Origin of the sequence: Ruegeria lacuscaerulensis (assembly GCF_013031245.1) — a bacterium.
In the GTDB taxonomy this organism is placed as follows: domain Bacteria; phylum Pseudomonadota; class Alphaproteobacteria; order Rhodobacterales; family Rhodobacteraceae; genus Ruegeria; species Ruegeria lacuscaerulensis_C.
Genome location: NZ_WPZL01000014.1, coordinates 1 through 21,766, shown reverse-complemented (window position 1 = coordinate 21,766; position 21,766 = coordinate 1). Strand labels below are relative to the sequence as shown.

Sequence of the window (21,766 nt, the reverse complement as noted above, 5' to 3'; positions counted from 1 at the left end):
ATGTCAGAGTTGCACTTGGTCGCTACGGTCCGTCGATCTCTCACTTACTAGACCGGATCCCGCCAGCCAAAACGTAGATCGCTTGGCAACCAACTGCCTCCGACTGAGTTGATCTTTTGGAGCGCAAACCGCCTCTTGCGGTCCTCATTCAGCCTCGGAAAGTCGCTGAACAACCGCCACTGATAAATCGCGCGTCTGCGCACAATCCCGTCCAACAGATCGCGAGGGTCGACCAGTTCGATCTCCGCCGCCGCAGGACTCGGCGCATAAATGGGCGCGGCGACGCGCGCGTCCGGTTTCAGGACCGTCGCGTAGTCCAGAGCGAGAAGCGCAAACCCTGCCGGGTTTGACGGCAGCAAGGGGCGAGTCACCACATTGAATGCGAGACTGACAAGCTGTGCGGCCTCATTGAAGAGACGGAATGTCAGGCGATCTCCGGGCTCCAGAAGCGGTTGCTTGTCCTGAACTCTTACCGCGGAGGCAGCGAGTTGGCCCAGATCTGCGCAGGGCACTGAAAGAGCCGCATAATTCGGCGATCCCGCGAATATGATGGAGACCGCGTCGACTTCACCGCTTTCACCGCGAAGGCCGAGTTGAACCGTGCCCTCAACGCCGCTTCTCTGCAACTCGACGTTGACTGTTACCGGCTTGCCTTTGAAAGTCAGTGACCCATCGTCGCCCTCGGTGAAGCCCGTGCCCGACGTGCCCGACGTGACCGGATCCCCGACCTGCGACCGCAAGCCGACCGCAAACTCGATCCGATCCGGGGGCCGGATGTCGGGCCGGTCGCAGGCGAATGTGATCTCAAGCTCGTTTTCGGGAAGCAAGTTGCTGTCGAGCTTGGCCAGCCCGTCCAGCCGGTCATTGTATTCGGGGTCATCGAAACGCAGGAAACTCTGGCGTTCGGTTAGGTTCAGCCCGGAGCCGGCGCTGAAGAGAGCGAACCGAAGCTTGCGACTTAATGCGCCATTGTTCTCCTGGACGCTCAGTTCCAGAACGACCGGGGTTGCCGGTTTCGCGTATTTCAGGACCTCTTCGGCGGAGCGTCCGGCTTCATCCCTGAATTCCGACAGCTTGATGTCATGCAGACCGCTGATCTTTCCGGTCTCACTGTCCTTGGGCGGTATAATGGCTTTTGCGCGAAAGGACTGGCCGTCGAACCGGAGCGTTGCCGCTTTCGGTAGCCAGAGTTGAGACCGATCACCACCGCTGCCCCAGGTCTCCACCTCCTCAAGGCGAAATACGCCCTCCCAATCCGTCGTGATCAGGCCACGGTCGGGCTCGGCGAGGCGGATCAAGGAGGCCCAGGCCGACCGGGGGCGGCGATCCAGTCCGGTTGGTTCCAGCGCGGTGCCCTGCCGCAACCGGCGCGGCCCGTGCAGGATCGCCTGCGGGTCATGGGATACGGCAAGATGACGGTCTTCATAAGAACTTGCCCGCGGGCGGTCGTTCCGCGCCAAAAGCGGCGGGCGCGGTGTGCGCAGATGGAACGGCACTTCCGAGGCAGCCAATGCAACGCCATCGTCCGATCCGGCGACACTGAGGCCAAGGCGTTCGTTCGCCCAAGCACCGGCACGCGGCGACACCCGGCCCATGCCGACAAAGCCCGGTGCAAAGGCCTGACGCATGGCTGTTTCGCGTCGCACCGTGCCCGGTGTTTCCGAGCGGACGGCAGGCAACAGGCCGAGCGGCGTTTCGGCCTGGAAACCGCTCGGTAAGGCGAAGCTGAGCCGATCTTTAGTGCCATACATCGGCGCGGAGGGCCGGTAGGCAACTTGCATGCGCGAGGCGACCCAGAACGTTTCCCCTTCATTCTCGCCAAGTTCTGCGCCAAGATAGGGTGCTGGCGTCTCGTCCAGAAGCCAAGCGGCATCTGTCCCGGTCGCAGTCAGGCGCGGGCCATCGGTGGAGCGTCCGGGCGTCGTCACCGTCAGCGGGTCGCTGGCCAAAAGGCTGGCACCGGCTTTGCGCGGGGCATAGCCGGCGACAATTCGCGACGGCACCTGCGCCGCGCTGAAGCCACTGCCAGTGACGCGCTGGCCTTCCGATTTCTGAGTCCGGCGCGGCGCGTTTGGCAGGCTTGGCCGTTCGTCCCGTTCTATCGAGGATGGCAGCATGACTCTGAGCGTCGCCGCGCCATATCTGTCCGCCACTTCAAGAAGGCCAGCCGCGCCCCAGGGGGCGAGCCGTGCCAGCGTAGTCTTCGCCCAGATCGCAAACTGCTCAAGGCTGGCGTCGCCCTCGCGCAGCAAGGCGACACGCTGCACGGCCGAGGCCGCCTGACCAGCCGCGAACAGCGCCGCGGTTTCGGTTCTGGCGGCATCTTCCACCGGCGGCAATATGCGGTCGGGAGACGCAATCGCCTGCTGGAACGCGACATCTCTGAATGCTTTCATCGACCTGGAATAGTCGCCCCACGTGAACGGTCCGCCTGAGCCGATCTGACGAAGGGCACCGGCCTCGGCGAAACTCATGGCCTGCGGCGCGGTCTCGTCGGGCGGCAGGGCCACGATGATCTCGGAGATCGCGACGCTCATCGGCGCCGCCGGCATCGTCAATGTCGCAAGTTTGTAAGGCGGCTTCGCCGTGTCCGGATCATCGCCGATCAGCGCGAAGGACTGGAATACCGTGCGCTGGAAGTCTTTCTCCTTGCCGTCCGGGAAGAGAACGGCCGTCGCCAGATCGTCACCTGACACGCGGGCTGCCTCATCGGCCCGATGCAACCATGTTTCCGCCAGTTGCTCTGCCGCCTCGGAGAGCCCGATCTGTGCCTCCTCCACAAGCGGGCTTTCGAGACACGGCAGGAACACTTTTTGCGTCTCACCATCCGGTGCCAGGCTGCGCATGAGCCGCAGCACTTCGGAGCCGCCTTCATCGAAGAGCGTGTCGCTGCCATCGGGGGTGCCGAGGGCGGCGATGCAGGACAGCGGCAATACCGCCGTCGTTTTTGTCCCCTTGCCGTCTTCCCAGCCCAGCGCGTGATGGCCCGAGACTTCGATGACAAGCACCGGGCGCGTGTCATTCGTCTCGTTCAGCCAGGCCTCGGCCAAAATCCCTGTCACATCGGCGTGGCGCGCGCCGAAGGGGTGGTAGGTCGAGGCAAAGGCTGGGTATTCCTTCACCGAATACTCCGTATCAAAGGCGTGAAACGCGCTGGTACTGTGCTTTGCGGGCCTGAGGTCCAGCTCAGCCTTTAGAGCTTCCAATCTGGCGCGGAAGGCGGTCATGGGTGTCAGCCGGATAGTCTCGAATGACCGCCACCGAACCGCGCGCGCGCCATCGGTGATCTCATGCGCAACCGTCGCCGCCAGGGTCATCTCCACGTTCTGATCGAATTCGGAACACGCGACCGATGTCCTGTCGACGGTCACACGGGCGATATGCCGGTAGACCTGTTTAGTTCCGTCCGCGTCCCGAAATGTTGCGCTCTTCCAGTCGTCGAGCGACGCTACCGGGCTGGACGCGACCCTAGGAAAGCGGAAGAGGTTGGGCAGTTCAAGATTGCCGGAGAGCCGGAAGTCCCCGCGCTCGGCAGCTCGGACGTCGTCCTCTTCGATATCGAGGCGGAGATCGACGCCTTTCGTCTCGCCGCTCTGCAACGCATTCGCTTGAAGCTTCAATGCGCCGGTCAATCGCACATCCAATACCGAAAAGTCGCCGTTCGGTTCTCCGTTGTGTTGCAGCACTGCCAAGGTCGTTCCACTGCCCTCCGAAACATCGAAAGCCCCGAGAATGGGCCGTGCCGCCTTGCCATGGGACGGAACGGTCCAGACCGCGCCCAAAACGCTGCCATCGAACCAGATCGACTTGGCGTCGACCTCCTTCAATTCATCCGGGATGTCCGATGGCGTGATCGGAAGTTCGATCCCGGCGCTATGTTCGCTTTCTAGATGCAGCCGTGACGCGTCGCCGAGACCGGTCGCGTCGTCCAGCAATGACTGCGTGACGCCCAGGTCGGCGACGAGCCGGCCTGCCGCAAGCTGCTGTTTCCACGATCCGGTCACGAACCGGCCGCGGAGCACCGCTTCGGCGGTGTCCGGGAAGAACAGGTTTCCGGTTTTCGCGATCCGTACCTTTGCCCCGGTCAATCCGAAGACACCCGCAGACACGTCTTTGCCGCGTTCCCAGCCGCATAGCAGATCCGCGCCGTCCGTGTAGGCTTTCAGAGCCAGGCTGTAGGTGTGCCCGCCAAGCACAAATCGAAGAGTGCCGTTGGCTTTGGCGGGTTGCTTGTCCGGCAAGGGCCATTTGTCCAGATCGAGCAGAGGAACCGGCGTGGTGTCATCGTCGCCGGGTGCCGCGAGTGGCCATGTCAACGTTTCGTCGGAGGACAGTTCATAGCCTGTCACGCCGTCTGGCCCGAGCCCGAGCGTCAATTGCACTTTGCCACCCGCGACCGGCGCGCGTTCAGGCGCTGTCTTGTCCAGTGGCAAGCGGAGATGGCCCTCGACAACGAAGCTTACCGGGCGCGCGGTATCGTCCGAGATCGGTTTGTCCAGCGCCGCTCCGACCAGCCTCAGCGGTTCGAACAGGAGTCCGTCAAGGGTCAGGAACCTGCTCTCCGCCTTGCCGGAAAGCGCCCAGCGGTAGCCGGTCAAATGGTTATCGGCAAAGCCCGCGCTGTTCTCCGGCGTCTTCGTCGCCGCCGCCCCGAGGTGCCCTTTGCCGTTCGCATCGAAAGGCACATCGGCACACCAGAATTTCGCGCCATCGGCAAATTTGAGCGGTGACTGGAGCGTCAGAAGCGCGAACGGCTTCGGTGTCGCGTCGCTGGTCGATCCCTTCCGGAGAACAAACCCGCTGCCCGTCTCTGTTGGCGCACCGGAGGCGTCCGCCTCGGTCAGCAGCCCGCGCTGATCACGGAAGCGCTTGTCCTGCCGCGTGAGCGTCGCCGTGCCGAATTTGACATTTACGGGACGCCCGTCCGCCGTGCGCACGAACGACTGGTTCACGCCGATCAGGTCACGCTCATCCGGCAGGCCCGGAAGGGCGATCGGGTCGGCTCCGGCCAATTCGATCTGGCCCACATGCTCCAGCACCTGGAACCCTTCGGGGTCCGCTGCCGGGTCTCCGCCCGTGTCGAACCGCATGGCGGTGTCTGTCGTGATCTTCAGCGACGTGTAGGAAAACTGCTCTTCACCGAAGACACCGTTCAGCAACACACCATCCGCCAGTTTGGCCGCCGGTTTGACGAATATTCGGTCGTCCGTCGCCGCAAGCGCCGCGAGCCGGTTTGTCCGCAACCAGAGATCTGCCCAGACCGTGTCAGGCACTGCGCCGTCCAGTTCTGCACCCTGAGGCCCATTGTCCGGGCGAGGGGCGAACAGCATCGGCGGCGGAGCCCCGGGCGGTTCCAGCGCGACATCGTCCTTGTCCTCGTCCGATGGCTCTTCTCGCGGCGGCAAGGTCGCGAACGCATAGGCTTCATCGCGCAATGCAAGATCGTGGCGAAGCTCAAATTCGATCACCGCCTTGATCCCGTTCCACTTCGTAGGGGTCGGCCAGCCATCGACCCTGGTCGATTTCAACCGGCCTTTGCCTGCGGGCGCTGACACCCCCGGGAAGAGCGTCAGCGACGGAAGGGTCAAAACCGCCATGCCAACCTCGTCGATCCAGGTCGCGGCTTCGGTTTCCCGCTGGTATTTGCTGTCGATGAAAATCGGCACGGTGGATTTGCCAAGATCGATATCGTGGCCGAACGCGCCGCTCTTCACCGCATTGCGAAAAGCGAAAATGGTTTTGCCCTTGTCCACGGGCTCGGCTCTGCTGAGCGGCGCAAGTTCACGGCTCCCGGACGGGGTGCGCTGCGCCTCCCCCGCAAGCGCGAGTGGCAGCGTCTGAACTGTCGGGAGGACCGGATGGCGCAACCAGAGCCAGGGCCGAAGCGCTGCATTCAGCGCCTTGTCGTCCTCGGCTACGCCCGTGCGCATCGTTGTTCTGACGCGTGGAATGCCCCGCATCGCGGCGTCTGGATGTCCGGCATCGCCGGCGCGAATGGCGAAATTCTCCAACGTCATTTCGACCCGCGCGACGGCGGCGGCATCGGCACCCTTGTCCCAAAGCCTGCGCTCTATACCGCGCAGGAGACCGGGAGACATGGCCCGCAGGGACTGCCGCGTCAGCGCCCGCTCAGCATGATCCGGCAGAAGTTGCGTCTCCGTCTGGCGGAAGGGCACAACGGGTACCAGACCGTCCAACTCGACCTGACCGCCTTCGAGATCCACATCGGCTTCTATGATTCTCCAGAACGTGGGCGAATTATCGACGCAGATCCGCAATTTGCCATACTGGCATTCAGACAGGCTGAATGACCATGCATGCTCGTCCTGACGCGCGTTCTCCAACCCCGGCCGGTTGGCGAGCGAAAACGCCCCCGACGGGCGCTGACCGTCCGCCGGACCCGGAACGGTGACAGAGGCGCTGTCATCCACCAGCTGATTCAGGACGGCGATGGTTGCGTTGGGCAGCGGCCAGTGCAGCCACCCGCCCTCGATTGGCGTGAACGTCCACAAGAGACCAAGGTCATCGTCCAGATCGGGCGTATCGAGACCGGTTGCCGCGCGCAGGCGTTCGGCGGTTTCGACCATGGGCACGGCAAGCGACACTGGCGCGCCGCCCTCATCCAATGCGAAGGTCTCCTTGTCGTCTTCGTCGAGCCGGTATCGATAGCGACTGTTCAGCCCGATCGCTTCCGTGCCGACGCTTCCGGTGAATTCGATGCCCGACGGCGTTTTGGTCACCATGAATTCCGGCGGTTCGATGCCGAGGGTTGTCAGCGGAACCCCGTTCGCCGGGCGATAGGCGAGCCGCGCTGCGATCCCCCGGTTCTCGATGGCAACCGTCAGTTTCTTTGGGTTCGACCGGTGCCGGTACAGAAAGCTCTCGCCATCATTGTCGCTTGGCCAGAAGAGATCGTCCGGGTCGATCCGGTCGTTCAGCGACACCCTGAGCCACGCCGGATCGGCGGTATTGATCCGCCCCAGGCCCAACATGAGAGAACGCAGCGTGGCGTTCCATAGCCCGTCCAGCCATCCCGAAATCGGCTGAATGCCGTCCCCTGACCACGGACGCATGACCTGCTGTCCCGCCTCCTCGGCTTCCTGATCGCGGCTTCTGTCGCAAACCTTGAACCAGCCGCTGACGGCCTCCGCGCTCCATGGCACCTGTATCTTGCCGGAGAGCGCAAACCCGTCGGGCAGGAGAAAGAGCGTATTCTCAAGCGCCTTCAGTTCCGGTTTCTCGGAGAAATCCGGTTTCGTGAGGCCCATCTGAGCGCGGGCTTTCGTCAGATAGGCCGGGTTTGCCTCAAGCTGGATATGACCGCGCAGCAGGACGAAGGGCGGCACGAATTGCTTGCGTCGCTTCTTGCCCGCAAGATATTTAGAATCCGGTTTCGGAACATCGTAGGGGGCGACGATCAAGGGCCCGTTGGCCGGTCCGACCGCGGTGTTGTGCCTGACGGGAATATCGCGGTCCTGCTTCGGCAGCTTTGAATCGGGCAGCGTCTCAAGTGCCAGGATCGACAGACGACGATAGGACCGCGTACTGCCCCCGATATTGGGTTTCTTCGACGACACGCTTTGCACCCGAAGCGTCATCAGCCGGGGCTCGTGATACTTCTCAATTCTGTTCTGCCCCCGCGTGGTCTCCTGCGCCTCCTGCATCAGCCACATCGCGTTGGCGTAGATACGGGACAGTCCCGTCGTGTCAGTGTCGTCGTCGACCTCGGCGATCGTCTCGATCTCGAAGCCAAAGGACCACATCGGCGCGAGAATTCGAACCTCGGGCAGTATGCGCGAGGTCGTATATGCCTTTGGAAACAGAGACCTGTAGCGCCCTGGATTTTCAAGAGGCATCGGTGATCTCCTTCTCAGCCTTGCTCCAAACGATGCGGCTCCGACTGCCACGCTGGGCATGCACGACCAGTCGGGCCGGGGTTCTCGGTTCGGGTTGCGCCGCTCCGAAGCGCAATATCTGCTCGCGATAGGCGGCAAGCTCGGCACCCTTGGCGGGGCGCGCGCCATCTCCGTATTTCGTCACGAACTCGTCGAAGGGCGCGGTCCAGGCCGTTGCCGGATCGGTGGCGAGAATGAGAACTTCGCGCTTGTCGTCGAAGTCTGGATACTCCTCGACTTTCAGCCAAGTTGGGTCTTCCCCATCGCTGCCCATGCGCCGCCAGAGCTCGAGCTTCTCGGTCCCCAATGTATCCCAAAGCGCATCCGGGAAGGCGTCGAGATCGATCGGCGGCGTGACATAGGCTCCGGCACTGAGTTCGAGTCGCGCCAGAACTTCGCGGATATCGCTCGGCCCTTCCGTCGCCGCCTCGTCGCGAAGGATGTCGAAGCTCAGCAGCCCGGCCGCCCGTTTGCGTTCCAGATCGGTCAGAAGCAACAGACCGAGCCCGACATCCGAGGGCTGCATCGGCAGCGTGCTGGGACCGTTCGAGGGACCGAGCGAGGCGCGCAGACTGGCCCGAGGAACGGGCGACCAGACTGTCTCGCCGTCCGCGCTGACACCTCTGAACTTGCCGAGAGGTCGCAGCAGAGCCAGCCGGGTTTCACTTTCTTTTTCCTCACGAACCAACCGAATGGCCAGTGGCGCAAGTTGCGATAACGGTCCGTCCGAGGGCAATTCGCCGGAGGCGAGGAGCGTGCTCGACGGCGCCCTGAGGTCCGGCTCATCAGGGATGTCGGGCAGCAATGTCCCGTTCAGCGGCTCCGAGGCGGCCCCCGGCGCTTCCGACGCCACAAGCGACAGGAACATCCCGTCGTCCCACGCGTCATGCCCGGACACCGTCAACGGACCGAGATGCGCCGATGGCGATACCGGAATCATTGCAAAACCGCCTGACACCTCTACGTCAGGCGCAAATTTCGCAAGCACATTCGTGACCCCCTCACCCAAAGTGGCCAGATGCAGGTCCACGCCCGGGTCCGGCAGACGCCCGACGGTGCCGGACCCGGTTTCTGCCGCATGCAATTGCGCCCGACCAGCAGTGGACAGACCTTCGACCAACCGAGGTGCGCGCATCTCCACCAGCCATCCGCCGGGGTGAAGGCCGTCCTCTACGAGTGTACGGGACCAACTCTCGAATATCGTTTGCTTGGCATCGAAAAGCGCCTGCGCGTCGCCGTCAATCCAAGGGTTGCCCCATGCGGCAGGCGTGATCTCCACCGGTTTGTCCTCATCCGGCAAACCGCGCGGATCGGCGGCAGGAGGCCGGACCAGAGGAACAGACGTGATGGCCGACATTTCCTCACCGCCGGTCGCCAGAAACCGCAGCGTCTGGTCGTAGTAGAAGGGCGCCGACGGCGTTGTCATGCGGCTGCTCCCCCAACGCGCCTGCGGCACATGCGCCAGGAAGCTCTCGTCATGCTCCGACAGATCAAAATCGGCCGCTTCGACAACCGGGCGCCGGTCGTCGGGCAACTTCGGCGTCGATCCCAGGTTCAGGGCGTCGATCCATGCGGCGTCCGGGAAGGACCGTTCGAAACTCTGCAAGATGCCGCCGAACTCGATCTTGCGCATCATCCGGATGTTGCTGTTGCTCAGTGTGGCTTCCACATGTGACGCCGTGGTGACCTCATGGAAATGGTACGCTCCGGTGGCGTCAGACAACAACCGTTGCGCCAGCACCTGCGGCGGTTCAATCTTGCGCACCCTGGGCAGTTGGACATCCGCGCGATACTCCGGCGACTGGAGATCGGGCGGCGTCTCCCTCGTTCGCCTTTCATCGGATTCAACCGCCTTGTGCAACGCATCGTAGCGTCTGGTGGAGACCAGAGAATAGGCCCGCGTCAGCGCCCATTCTTCGGCAACGCGTTGTGTGAGCGAAAATTGCCCCTGGGAATTGGGCGAGAGGCGCAGGGGGTCCATTGTCTTCGGCGCAGCGAAGCTCACATTCCGCATGATAGTGTCATCGAGCCAGGCCGCTTTCGCGCCTTCGGGAACGTCTAGCGGCGCCACCGCGAAGAACCTGTCCGACCAGTCGATATAGGCCCGGCGCTCCTTCTCCTCCCCGAACTTCGAGACAATCCCCTGTTTGAATTCGCCCTCGTCATCAAGCGACCGGAACGCCTGCTCGAGATAGCCCATGAAATGGCTGAAAGTGTTTTCGTCAGTATCGGTGCGTTGCCCATCCAGATGCTCCAGCATCTCCTCCGGGACCGGGAGTTTCCGGTAGGGCGTCATCTGGTTTGCCACGTCTGCGGGGTCTGCCGGCAACGGCCAGAGGATGGCGTCCTGCCGCTCCGCCAGCAACTCGCGCGCAGGATCGACAGCGTCCAGCGCGTCGCCGAAGACCTTGCCCGTGCCCTCACCAGCTTTCAGGTGCCGGACGAAAACCACGTCTCCTGCTGAGAAGACAGCGCTTGCCACCACCGTGGCGCCTTCTTCGAAACTCCGGTTCCGTTTCGAATTCCCGGCGAATATCAGATCGGCGGCGTGCGGGAGGGTGAATGTCGTTTTCGGGTCAATGTCACCGAACTTATTGGTGATCGTGAAGCGGCTATAGGCGAAGACATGTCTCGGGATCGGGCGGAGCGCCAGTTGCACCATGCCAAGCCCGGCATTCGCGACCTCGCCGCTGCCGTGTTCCGCCCGCAAGGCCGCCGCCGTCTGCAATGGCAGGTCGATCGCGAGGTGCCTGCCGCGACCGAAAACGCCGGGGTCTCTCACATCCGATGCCTTTATCGCCGCATCGACCCCGCGCTCGCCGAAGACCGCGCGCGCGATTTCCTGACGCAGCCGGTCCTGCGGCAGCACCAGACCCGTCACCCGGTCCCGAAGCGCCACATTCACCGACAGTCCGAGATGGCCGAGACCATTCCAGCCAAATGGATCAATGGCGGCGGAGTTTTCGCGAAGCCATTTCATCGGATTGGTCTGGGACACCGGCTTTCCGGTCGAGGCCTGAAGCTCAAGCGTCACCTTGAATCTGTTCAGCCCGGCGGCGGCCAGACGACCGGTGATCAGGGCGAGGTAGGGATGCAGGTCGCGACCGACCGACTGATGCGACAGGTCCGTCCAGGCCGCCATCAGTTGTTGCAACTGCGCGGTAGTCATGTCGTCGAGGGCGATGTCCTGCAAGGCGGCCAGCCGTTCCAGCGGCGATGCGCCCGTAACCGGATCAGCGGTGTCGGCGCGACGACCGGCGGCAACATATTCCCTCAGTTCCAGAGGTGTTTCGTCCGTCTCGGTCGTGGATTTGCTGTTTTCCGGGTCCGGCCAGACAAGCTCGCTTTCCGCCCAGGAGAACCAGCCAGGTCTGCGCTCGATCTGGGCCTTGCGCGGTATGCCCGCCTCCGCCATCCACGCCATTATCGCCACATCCGACGGTGGCCAGGCCGTCCAGTTCTGGGCGTCATTCATGGTGTCCGGCGTTTGCTGCGACACCTGTCGGTCGCTCGGCAGAACGCGGGCAACCCGTTGCCAGTTGGGCCGGAATCCAAGGGCGCCGTCGCTGTCCGCTAAGTCGGCGTTCAGCATGTCGTCCAACGAGGCGCGCATCACTTCGTATTCGCACACGCTCGCATAGTTGCGGAGCGCTTCGCCCTTGCCCGGCGCCTGCACCGCGCTCCAGGCGAGGGTCACGGCGCGGGCGCGTCCGGGTTCGGGGCGATAGTCGATACCGATGGCGGAGGAGAGATTTTCCGCCACCGACATCGAGCGTTTTGACAGAACCGGCACTGGGATATGCGCGGCACCGGCGGCCCAGCCGAGATTGGGCACCCGGCGTTCGACGGTCTTGGCAATAACCGACGGCCATTCGAAATGTGGTAACGGTCTGAGCGCCTTGTCGAGTTGCTCCTGTTTCGGAAGACCCGTCTCCTTCTCAGGCAGACGCAGGTAAAGCCGCACTGGCACTAGGCCGGAGTGGGTGTATTTGTCGCCTTCTGCTGTGCTGGCTCCGGCTCTGCCGCGATCGCTGACCGCGCGCAGGAAGATGCGCCAGCCGCGCCCCTCCGGCCGATCCCCGGCGACGCCGTCGAGGAAGCTCTTCGCGGTCACATAAGGATAGCTGCCCGGCGGCGCTTGTCGACCGGTGAAGTCCAATATCTGCGTGTCCTTCGGCTTGTAGGCGTCATCGCGTGCGGGATCGAATATCAGCCTGATCTCGGAATCCGCGGCATCGCGTCCGTTCTCGTCTGACTTTCCGTTCGGCCGCGTCACACTCATGCCGGGCGGGATGTCCTTGTGCCCGGGAGGCAGGTCCTGCAACCGGATGATGACGTCGCCTTCCTGAAGCTCCTGCCCGGTCTGGCTCATCAGACCGCGATGCGTGACTTCGGCAGCGTCGTTCGGGTACGCGCCCATCGGCACCCGTTCCAGCGGGCGCAGGACGATATCCCAGTAATCCGTTCGCGCGATACCGGGGCCGCCCGGAAGGCTTAGCTTGCGCCAGCCCATCCCGGCAAAATAGGGCTCGCCCTTGGCACTCTTCGGTTTCGCCTCCGGGCGCTCACCCGGTCCGACAAGGGCGCATCTAGCATCGTCGGGTGGCAGCGGCGTGAAGGTCGGCTCTTCGGCCAACGTGAAACTGCGGCCGACCCCGATGCCACCGTTTTGTCCGATGGGAAGCACGGTGGCGCTGATCCGGCGCAGCAATTGCCGGTCGGCGCCGCTCTCCGGGAACAGATCCGTCGTCGGAACAGTAATTCTGTAGCGGCTTTCCAGACGTGCGCGCTTGTAAGTGTCGTCCTCCTGCCGCTCGGCCCGCCCCGCAAGATCGCAAGGCAGGCAGGTGTAGCTTCGGAGCGGCTGGTTGGTCGAGAGGTCGATGAAATCGACGCGGTAATGCCGCAGGAAATTTTCCGGGCTAGTCTCGACCCCTTTCGCCGCCGCGGGCGCGTCTCCGGCCCAGGTCAGATCCCAGGTCAGACCCACCACCTCTTCATCGAAATAGACGACAGGTTCGCGGATCACCGGGCGGTTCTTTTCGAAATCCGCCATGTCGAAATCGACAATCGGGAAGAGAGAAAACCCCTCGGCCTCCAATTCAAAGCCTTGATCCCGGACCTCGGGCATGCGCGTGACATCTGTGTTGAAGGTCAGCTTGGGATACTCGTCCGGGTTGAGCATTCCGGACCGCTTAACGGCCCAAACCGGCGGCGGGCCGTCGATGCGCAGCAACATGCCAAGATCGAGGATGGTCGGGCGCTCGTCACCAAGCTCCTTGATCGCGTCTTCCCAACTGCCGGTCGCTTCGTAGGTTTCGCCAAGCTTGACAAGATCGTCGTAGAAGGTCTGAAGCAGATAGGTCTGATTGCCTTCCGCCTGCTCCTGAATCTGGCGTTTGAGTTTCTTGAACGCCGGATCGTTTTCAGGCTTTTCGAGCCCCGCATAAGCGTCCGCCTCGCCCTCGTCCCGGGCGTCGAGCGCATTCACCAGTATCTCGTCATATTTCGACTTCTGCGGATCGATCTGGCGGCGCGGTTTTCGCGCCGGATCGTTCGGATCCCTGACCCGGTCGTCTTTCAGAGCCGCCTCAAGCCGATCCTCTTCCGGCAGGAAGATCGACACCGTTTTGCCCGGCCAGAACTGAGGGAAGTACTCGTCATCGTCCTTGGTGCCGGTCCCCTTGTCATCGACATAGTCTTTCGGCGCCACCGCGTAGCAGCCCGCAAGCATCTGCTGAAGCGTCATTGGGACCGGTTGGCTGCCCGATCCGTCGACCTCCAGCGTGAGATCACTGTTCGGCTTCGCCTTCAGCGTCACCTCTTTGCCGCTGACAGGCTTGAATTCGGTCCTGTCATAGACCCAGACATCCATCTTTTCCGGCAGGGTCAGCGTTGCGTACTTGACAATGTCGTCCTTACCACCCCCGGTCAGGAAAAGCGCCGGATAGAACGCCCCGCCCGCCGGGGCGGGCATGATCCAGATCAGGGTGGTTTCCTTGGCTTTGCCCTCGCCACGCCCAACACTGATGTGGCTGGTGACGAACTCGTCTAGCTTGGCGGTCTGCAGCAGCTTGTTGCGGGCGGTCTTGCCCAGGGGTTTGGCCGCCTTCACCGCCGCGACCGCGGATGGCGGCGCATTTGGCCCTGCGCTTTCCGACAGGACAACCGCATCCTCGATCTCGCCCGAGCGTCCGCGCTGCAATGTGCCGTCCGGCACCGGTGGAATCTCTCCCGGCTCCAGGAAGGATGTCATGTAAGGCAGAAGCGAGAGCCGGGCCTTCTCCACGGCGGCATCGTTGAGGCCGACGGCAACGCGCGCCGACAGACGCCGACCGAAAACGCTCAGCACAACTGTCGCTCGGCCCCGGAACCCGATTTCGCCCGCGCCGGCCCAGCCCACATCCAGCCCGATCATGATCTGAAGCTCGAACGAGAAAGAGATCGAGATGTTGATCCGGCAGAACCCGATCTTGATCCGAAGCCAGGCTTCCACCGAGAACTGCACCGCGATGTCGAGCCCGACCTGGGCATAGATTTTCGAGGCCAGCGGACGCGAGAGGTAAAGCGCCGACATCAGCCGTGTTGCGAAATAGACCTGCACATGCGCCGACACCCGGAAGCCCACGAACCCGAGGCTTACGCCGCCCGAGAGATCGAGCGATCCGCGCGCCGAGAAGAAGATCCCGTGGACGAGCACGTCGTTTTCGGCCCGGAACAGCACACCGCCCCGGCATTCGAGTTGCAGCGACCCCACACTCATGCGGAACATAAGCCGGTCCGGCCAGCCAAGCTCGGCATGCAGAAGCGACGGCTCGATCAGCATGGTGGCTTCGAAATGGCTGTTGTTCAGCACGTCCTTGACCGCGTCCGGCACCGGATCGTTAGGCTTGCCGAGATAGGGGTTCTTGCCCTTGGCGGCATGCGCCAGGAACCGCTTCTGCGGCACCGAGAAGATCATGAAACCGCGCGCCAGCGGGCGGTTGCGCATGCCCTCCTCATTCTCGAAGAAATCGTCGACGCTGACCGGGAACCAGACCTTGGCCGCTGCCAGCAAGGTGAAGTCGGAGCGGATCGCCGCCAGAAGCTGCGCGATGACGGTCTTAACCTGTCTTTCCTTGCGCGCATTGTAATCGAAGGGTGCCACCTGGCTGGTGCCGAGCGTGAAGACCGCTTCCAGCGCGATGGTCCAGCGCGCAGATTGTCCCGGTTTCTCCGGGTCCGGCACCCAGCTGTCGAGGCGCGCCAGCGTCTGGTGCCGGTCCAGCGCCTTCAGCATCCGGTCGATCAGTTCGCGCAGCGTGGTTTCCTGTTCGAACTCACGGATCAGCGGAAGTGTGTAGCGATAGCCGAAGCCGAGGCCGATCTGGCGCAGATAAAGCGGCAGGGCCCCCATCTGATAGCTGATCTTCGCGGCCTCGATGGCCACGAACCAGCCGCGCCGGAACTCCTCGGTTTCGTCGCCGCGAAGCTTCACAAAAGCGAAGGCCGCCGAAAGCTCGGGGAAGCCGGGGATCTGAATGGTGCCCTCGCCGCCGAAGCCTTCCAGGGTCTCCGAATCGTAGCGATCGACACGCCCGGCAATCTTAAAGCCTTCGGGCGAGGATATCTCGACCCGCAGACCGTCGAAGTGAACCTGCGGCAGCACCTCGCCCTGCTTCGGCAGCCCGATATACATGCTGTGAAAGTCGATCTCCGCCGCGATCACATCGCCAATGTCGGCAAATTCCATCTGACCGCCCAGAACGATGGCCGGTCCGCCAAACGCTTCGAAATGCGGGGCAAAGCCGATGGAGCGGATCTCCATCCTGAAGAGATTGTAGACCCCGAAGCTCTTGGGTTCGTTCAGTTCCACGACAAGGCGGATATGCTTGGCAAACTCATCGGTGAGCGGCGCGCGCACAAAATCGATACGCACCGCTTTCAGGTCTTCGAGCAGCCCGCCGTCGAATTCCCCAGGATCGGGTGCGAACTCCGCTGAGCCGGTGATCTCGAAGAAGAAGTGCCGGTCTTCCTTCGGGGACGGGCGCTGATAGCGCAAATCCAACGTGACGATCTCGAACTTGAACCGTGTCCCTCGCGAGAAGATCGGCGCACCCTTCTTGCCCAATTCGCAGACAAGCTCGTCCAGTTCGATGGCACCGCCCGCTTTTTCTTGCGTGAAGGCAATCGACAGCTCGACCGGCGCATCGTCGAACAATTCGGGCAGCGCGCCGGATGCCGCGATGGAGAGCGTCTCCAGCCTGCTTTCCCGGATGCGAAGCCCCGCTTCATTCAGCGCGAACGGCTTCTTCAATCCCTTGACGTTCAGGGCCGAGGACACCAACCGCGCCTCGACATCCAGACCGCCCGGGCCGATCTCGAACGCATCGACCCAGAAATTCAGACTGTCATTGCCCAGACCGTCAAAGCGCAAAACCATGTGCTTGTCGTCGGGAAGCGCCAGCTTGAACCGGCCATCGTTGACGGTCAGGCGCAGAAATTCGATGGCTTTCGGATTGGCGTCCTTGCCCTCGGCGGAGAGGAAATTGGCCTTTAGGTTGAGAAACTCTTTCTCCTCGCTGAAGGCATAGACCTGGCCTTCGCCAAGTTCGGGCAGCGGCACCTGCTCGGCCCATCCCGGCGCGGCATCCATGGTGGCAAGCGCGACAGCCAGTTGCGCCTCACCGTCGATGGAAAGAGCCAGAGTGGCCGGATCCAGTCGGAACCGTACATTGCCTGTCGCCTCAAACCCGCCGTCCAGACGGATCGACAGCTCGGTGTCGACCAGCACGTGGTCGAGATCACCGTCGATATTGCCGTCCTTATCGAGCGGCAGGCAGATATGCGTGATTGTATAGCTGACAGGCGCGGTCTCCTGTTGCTCGTCTGCTCGGCTAAACAGTCTGAAGAACGCCTTTTCCGCGGCGAACCTTAGAGAGAGCCGCCACCCGTCTGCATCATTGAACCGCGGCGCCGCGAAACTGTTGAAGGCCAACGGTACCGGCGCTTTCGGCGGCGGCGCGGGCACAGGGCAGCCGAGCGAACCACCGCCGGGGGACTTGTTGGGGATCAGCTTCGGGATCGGGTGTGCGCCCCGGTCGTAAGCCTCGATGAAGCGCGGCGACTGACCGACCCGCCACCCGATGACGCGCAGGGCCGTCGACTCCGCCCCGCCATAGCCCAGGCCAAGGGTCGCGAACTTTCCCTTATCCGTGTCCAGAGTCTCACGCGTGCCCGCGTCGGTATCCGCCATCGAAAACCCGAATTTCGCCAGGGCAATGGCGGCGGCAGGCTTGCTGCCGGACGCGCTTGGCGCGTCGTAGATCAATAAGTACCCGACCGAGGTGTCGCCATCCGCCTCCTGACGGATGATCACCGAATGCGCCTCGGGTTCAGCCACTTGAATAGAAAGACCCGGCAAGGTTATCTGGCGCGACTTCGGCAACGGATCGGTGAGATTGACCCCGCTCGATTTGAAGGGCAGCGAAAGACCATCGTCAGCCAGTTCATTCCACGGGATACAGCGATGCGTCGGCGCCTCTGGCGGTTCGTCCGTGCCGTCGCCCGACATGACCGGCGTCCCGCCCGGGGTCAGCACCGCCGCGTCGCGCGCGCTCCAATCCAGGCGCAATTGCGTGTCGCGCGCATCCTCCGGGCCGAACCACGCCAGTTCCAGAGCGACGGTTACCTCTTCGGCATCATCCGGAATTTGCCCCGCCGGTTCGCCACCGGTCAGATCATACGCCAGCGCCTTAAGAAGCTGGTTGCCCCGTTGCGTCCAGGCTATGAAGAAGCGCTCGCCCTTCCGTACGTCACCATCGAGGATCTCGATGCCGTAGTCATTGTCCTCCTTCGCAGGTTTCGGCGCGCTAAGATCGCGCGCGAACGAAAGGGCGGGAATCTTGCGCGCAAAATCCTTGAACGGCGCGTCATCCTTGTACTCCTCGAACAGAAGCGGCGCCTTGGCCTCGTTCAGGTCGGCGAACATCACCGTGAAATTCCGCATCAGGATGCGAAGGTCGGTTTTGTAGAGCGGCTCCGCGCCGCCGTCACTCAACGAGGAGCGAATTTCAGCTCCGCCCAACTCGATCAAGACTTCGGGGCAAATCGCGGCATCCGAGGAGAGGTTGGAGACGTGCAATCCGAGCCGGAACTGCCAGCACGCCGCGCCGAGCGACAGAACGTCAAACGGCAAGGCGAAGCGGACCGCCTCCCCCTTAGTCTTGAAAAGCGTCACCTCTACCACATAGAACCAGTCGGTGCCATCGAAGATGAGCTGCATGCTAATTCGTGCATCCTTGATCTCGAACTCGGAAGCGTCGCCCCATCGGAGGATCAGGCTCTCCGCAACAGCCTTGATACGGTACTGATCGTCCTCGCGGGTGATGCTCAGTTGCGTGTTGCGGAACGCAAGGCCGAGCGGAAGATCAATCTCGACATCGAGGTCAAGGTCCCAGTCGGGCAGGTCTACATCCCTGAAGATATCGGGGAACGTCGGCAGGGCATCGGCCAGTTCAGCAAACCAGCGACCGAGTCCGTTCATGTGATAGCCCGACAACCAGCCGTCGTCGATTAGTCGCAACGGAACCCAACCCGTTGAAAGGCCAAGGCTTTCGAGGTCGAGCCGAACCTGAAGATCCTCCGGCGTTAGTTCCTCGCCATATGGGTGGATGGCGGAGAATCCGGCGCAGACAATCGGCTCTGCAGTCAATTCGGCGGAGAGTTTCTGTTCGGTCGTCTTGCCGTCGGCATCCTCCAGCAGCACCAGACTGTCCTTGGCCACCTTGCCGGTGAGTTTCCAACAGAAAAGGATGGCGAAGGACGGCGCCTCGGAGGTCCAGTACCCGCCGGCGTTTGGCCCGCGCAGCCGTATCCGGACGCTTTCGAGCTTGGCGGCAAGGGAGAGATTCAGACCCGCCGCGCCCACCTCGGAGAGACGCTGCGCTTTCGTTGTGTCGCTGAGATCAAGCGCCAGCTCGATGGTGTCGATGTCGCCCGGATCGAACGGATCGGGCATTGTGCCCGCGCTGATGTCGAAGATGTCGGCTTTCTCGGTGGTGCCGTCGCTGACACGGCACCGGACCTTCTTGTTCGCCGCATCGATATCGACGCGCAGTATCAACTCGCCCCGGGGTTCCGGGGTTTCGTCTGGCGGAAAGACATCGCATTGCGTTTCAAATACCGGTTGCCAGGTCACGACGCCGCACCCTCCATAATTCGAAGTGCGTCCAGACGTGGCGCAATCGGTTTCCTGCCTTCAGGCAGGTTTGATAGTCTCAACGTTTCCTCGAAAACGCTGACATTGGCCTCCAGAACCGCCGTCATCAGCGCATCCAGTTCCGTGTCGTTGAGAACCCTCGCACCTGCCCCCGGTTCCAAAGGAATGCTGGTCGACAAAACCGCGTTTCTCACCCGCTTCAGCCGTGCAATCACTCGTTTGCGCTCCGGATCGGCGACTTTGATTCTGTCGCGCGAAAGCCGTTTCGCCTGACGCACAGCATAGACGTGCAACCGACCGATCTCCGCCGTTGCGACGAAAACGCCGCCGAGAAATCCGCTGGCCTTCGGAACCGAAGTCACAAGCGCAAGTTCCGCATCCTGCGACAGCGTCGCATGGGTCAGACTTCCCGCACCGAAGCTGATCGAGGATATCTCGCGCTTGCGCGTCGAGCCGTCAGCGTTCGGAAGTTTCAGCCGCGCGCGGTAGAGCGAGGATTGCGCGCCCGGCATCCCGATGATCGACGCACGGCCCAGAACGCCAGGTCCGCACTCGACCAGCCGCGTGATCCTTGCCAGATCGAAGCGGTTGCGATTGCTCGCAAGTTCAAAGAACGCCGCGCCGCCCATGAGATGCCAGAGACAAAACTGGCTCGAAACAAGCGCCCGCAAAAGCGGACCGCCGAAAACCTTGCCTTTGCGTGCCGCTTCTAACTCGGCAACCGCCGGGTCGAAGACCTTGTCGATCTGCGTCTCTATCGCCGCATGCGAATTGCGATAGGCCTCCCTTGCGCGCCCGGTTTTGTCGATGTTTCCCAGACGCGGCAGCAATTCCCGATAGGCATCCAGCGTCCGGCGAATGCTGCGCGAATGATCGAATTCCAGCGTCTCGTAAGGCTTCGGCAAGGGATTGCGAAGACCGTTCTTCCGGCGACGCGTCCGCTTGTACTTGCTGTCAATCTTGCCGCCGCGCATTGCCGGCGCATAGGCGGCGTCGGGCCGGAGATTGGCCTTCCAATAGGCCAGCGATCGGCTCTTGTCGTCACCTTCGAATTTGAGCGACCAGCCCAACAACTTCACCGGATCGACCGGGGTGACGGTCTCCTCCGGCTGGCCTTTCACCGTCGAGGGCGCTTTGCGAATGAGCTGCGCCACAAGATGCACATGTCCGGAGCTAACGCGCCATTCGCCATTGTCCGGATTGCATTCCCCAAGATCATTCGCATTGCCGGTGCACCCCGCATATCCGATGACCTCGCCTTTTCTCACCCGACGCGCCTTGTATTCTGCGCCTTTGTGACGCTCGACATCCGGTCCATGAAACCGCGACAGATGCCCGTAGAGAAACTGGACCTGATATCCGTCATACGTTCCGTCCAGCCGCAGAACCGCCATGTTGCCGATATTGTTGGGATGTAGCGCGTCCGCCCGCAGTTGAAGCAGCTTTCCTGCCCCCAGCGCCACAACCGGCGTTTCATAGGGGAACCTGTTGGGCGGCGCGAAGATATCCAATCCGTCATGACCGCCGCCTGAACGGCCGCCAAACGCACTCGATCGCGGCCGCCAGTATTCAGAGATGATCGTCTTTCCGGTGTTGTCTTCGATTGCCGTCCGATAGAATCCGCGCAGTTCACCGGCCTTCCCGGCCTCGACCGGCAATCTCGTTTGCGCCGGGTACGGCCCGAAATTATTCGGGAACAACCTCTCCGCCCGGACCGCGTCGGGCAGAACGACCTCGCGGGGCTTCTTAACAGCCAACTGACCTCCTCAGTTTTCACGCATGTCCAAGCTGTAACTTGTAGCTCGGGCCTTACGAATGCTTCGGTGACTGCGCGCGACTTGATGAAATATGCACCATGGTGAGTCTCGTTTATTGAATTTTCCGTTTGAACATCTCTCGTATTATATTACCTCAGGTTTTCTTAGCTGCGACAATTTAGAAACTGCAATGACATTCTCATAAGCTGAAACGAACGAACATTTCTCAGTACCAAATATTCCAAAGCCTAACTGCAAAAAATCGAAAAGGGAAATAAATAAAACTGCAGTCTATTCCTCGAAATTTCTACGGACACTAGGTGTTCAGTCCCATACTGTGAAGGGTTGGATTGACGTTGAAGCGATCAGGTTCGTTTGCCCAGAATTTGCAGATGTATTCGAACGGCGTTAGGCCTTGCAGGGTCTTCAAGCGGCGCGCGTAGTTGTAAGCGGCTATGAAGTCGGAGACGTGCGTTTCGAGCTGTGCATGTGTTTCGTAGTGGTAGCGTTTTACCGTCGCCCCTTTGATTGTTCGGCTGATCCGCTCGACTTGACCGTTGGTCCAGGGGTGGTTCACCTTGGTCAGCCGGTGGTCGATCTCATGTCCGCGACAAACGCGGTCGAAGACATGTTCGAATGCTGATGTGTCCTGTTTGCGATTGGTGAACTGGACGCCGTTATCGGTCAGCAGAGTGTGGATTTTGTACGGCACCGCCGAAATCAGATTGCGCAGAAATTGGGCGGCGATCATCTTGCCCGCCTTCTCGTGCAACTCGACATAGGCGAATTTGGAGGTTCGGTCGATGGCAACGAACATTCGGATTTTGCCTTCGCCGGTGTGCAGTTCCGCGATGTCGATACTGAACGACTACCGGCTGGCGCCGGTAGGATCGGCGATGTGATTTTCCAGGTAC

At 62.0% G+C, this 21,766-nt stretch carries 3 protein-coding genes and 1 pseudogene; all 4 read right to left on the bottom strand.

Features of this window, described 5'->3' with window-relative positions:
- Nucleotides 1-47: 47 nt before the first annotated feature.
- Complete coding sequence (locus GOX66_RS15730; protein WP_170763690.1) at nt 48-7,856, bottom strand: hypothetical protein; 7,809 nt, start codon at nt 7,854-7,856, stop codon at nt 48-50.
- The gene (locus tag GOX66_RS15725; protein ID WP_170763689.1) at nt 7,846-19,074 is read right to left on the bottom strand and encodes a hypothetical protein; all 11,229 of its coding nucleotides are present in this window, start codon (nt 19,072-19,074) and stop codon (nt 7,846-7,848) included. The genes GOX66_RS15730 and GOX66_RS15725 overlap by 11 nt, the downstream gene beginning before the upstream one ends.
- A complete protein-coding gene (locus GOX66_RS15720; protein ID WP_170763688.1) occupies nt 19,071-20,852 on the bottom strand; it encodes a M23 family metallopeptidase in 1,782 nt (593 codons plus the stop codon). The genes GOX66_RS15725 and GOX66_RS15720 overlap by 4 nt, the downstream gene beginning before the upstream one ends.
- A gap of 316 nt (nt 20,853-21,168) precedes the next feature.
- Nucleotides 21,169-21,717, bottom strand: a pseudogene (locus GOX66_RS15715) (integrase core domain-containing protein); the annotation flags it as partial.
- Nucleotides 21,718-21,766 lie beyond the last annotated feature (49 nt).

Bases quoted from the DNA above. Each gene is read 5' to 3' on its own strand.
- GOX66_RS15730 (WP_170763690.1), bottom strand. From the start codon at position 7,856: ATGCCTCTTGAAAATCCAGGGCGCTACAGGTCTCTGTTTCCAAAGGCA.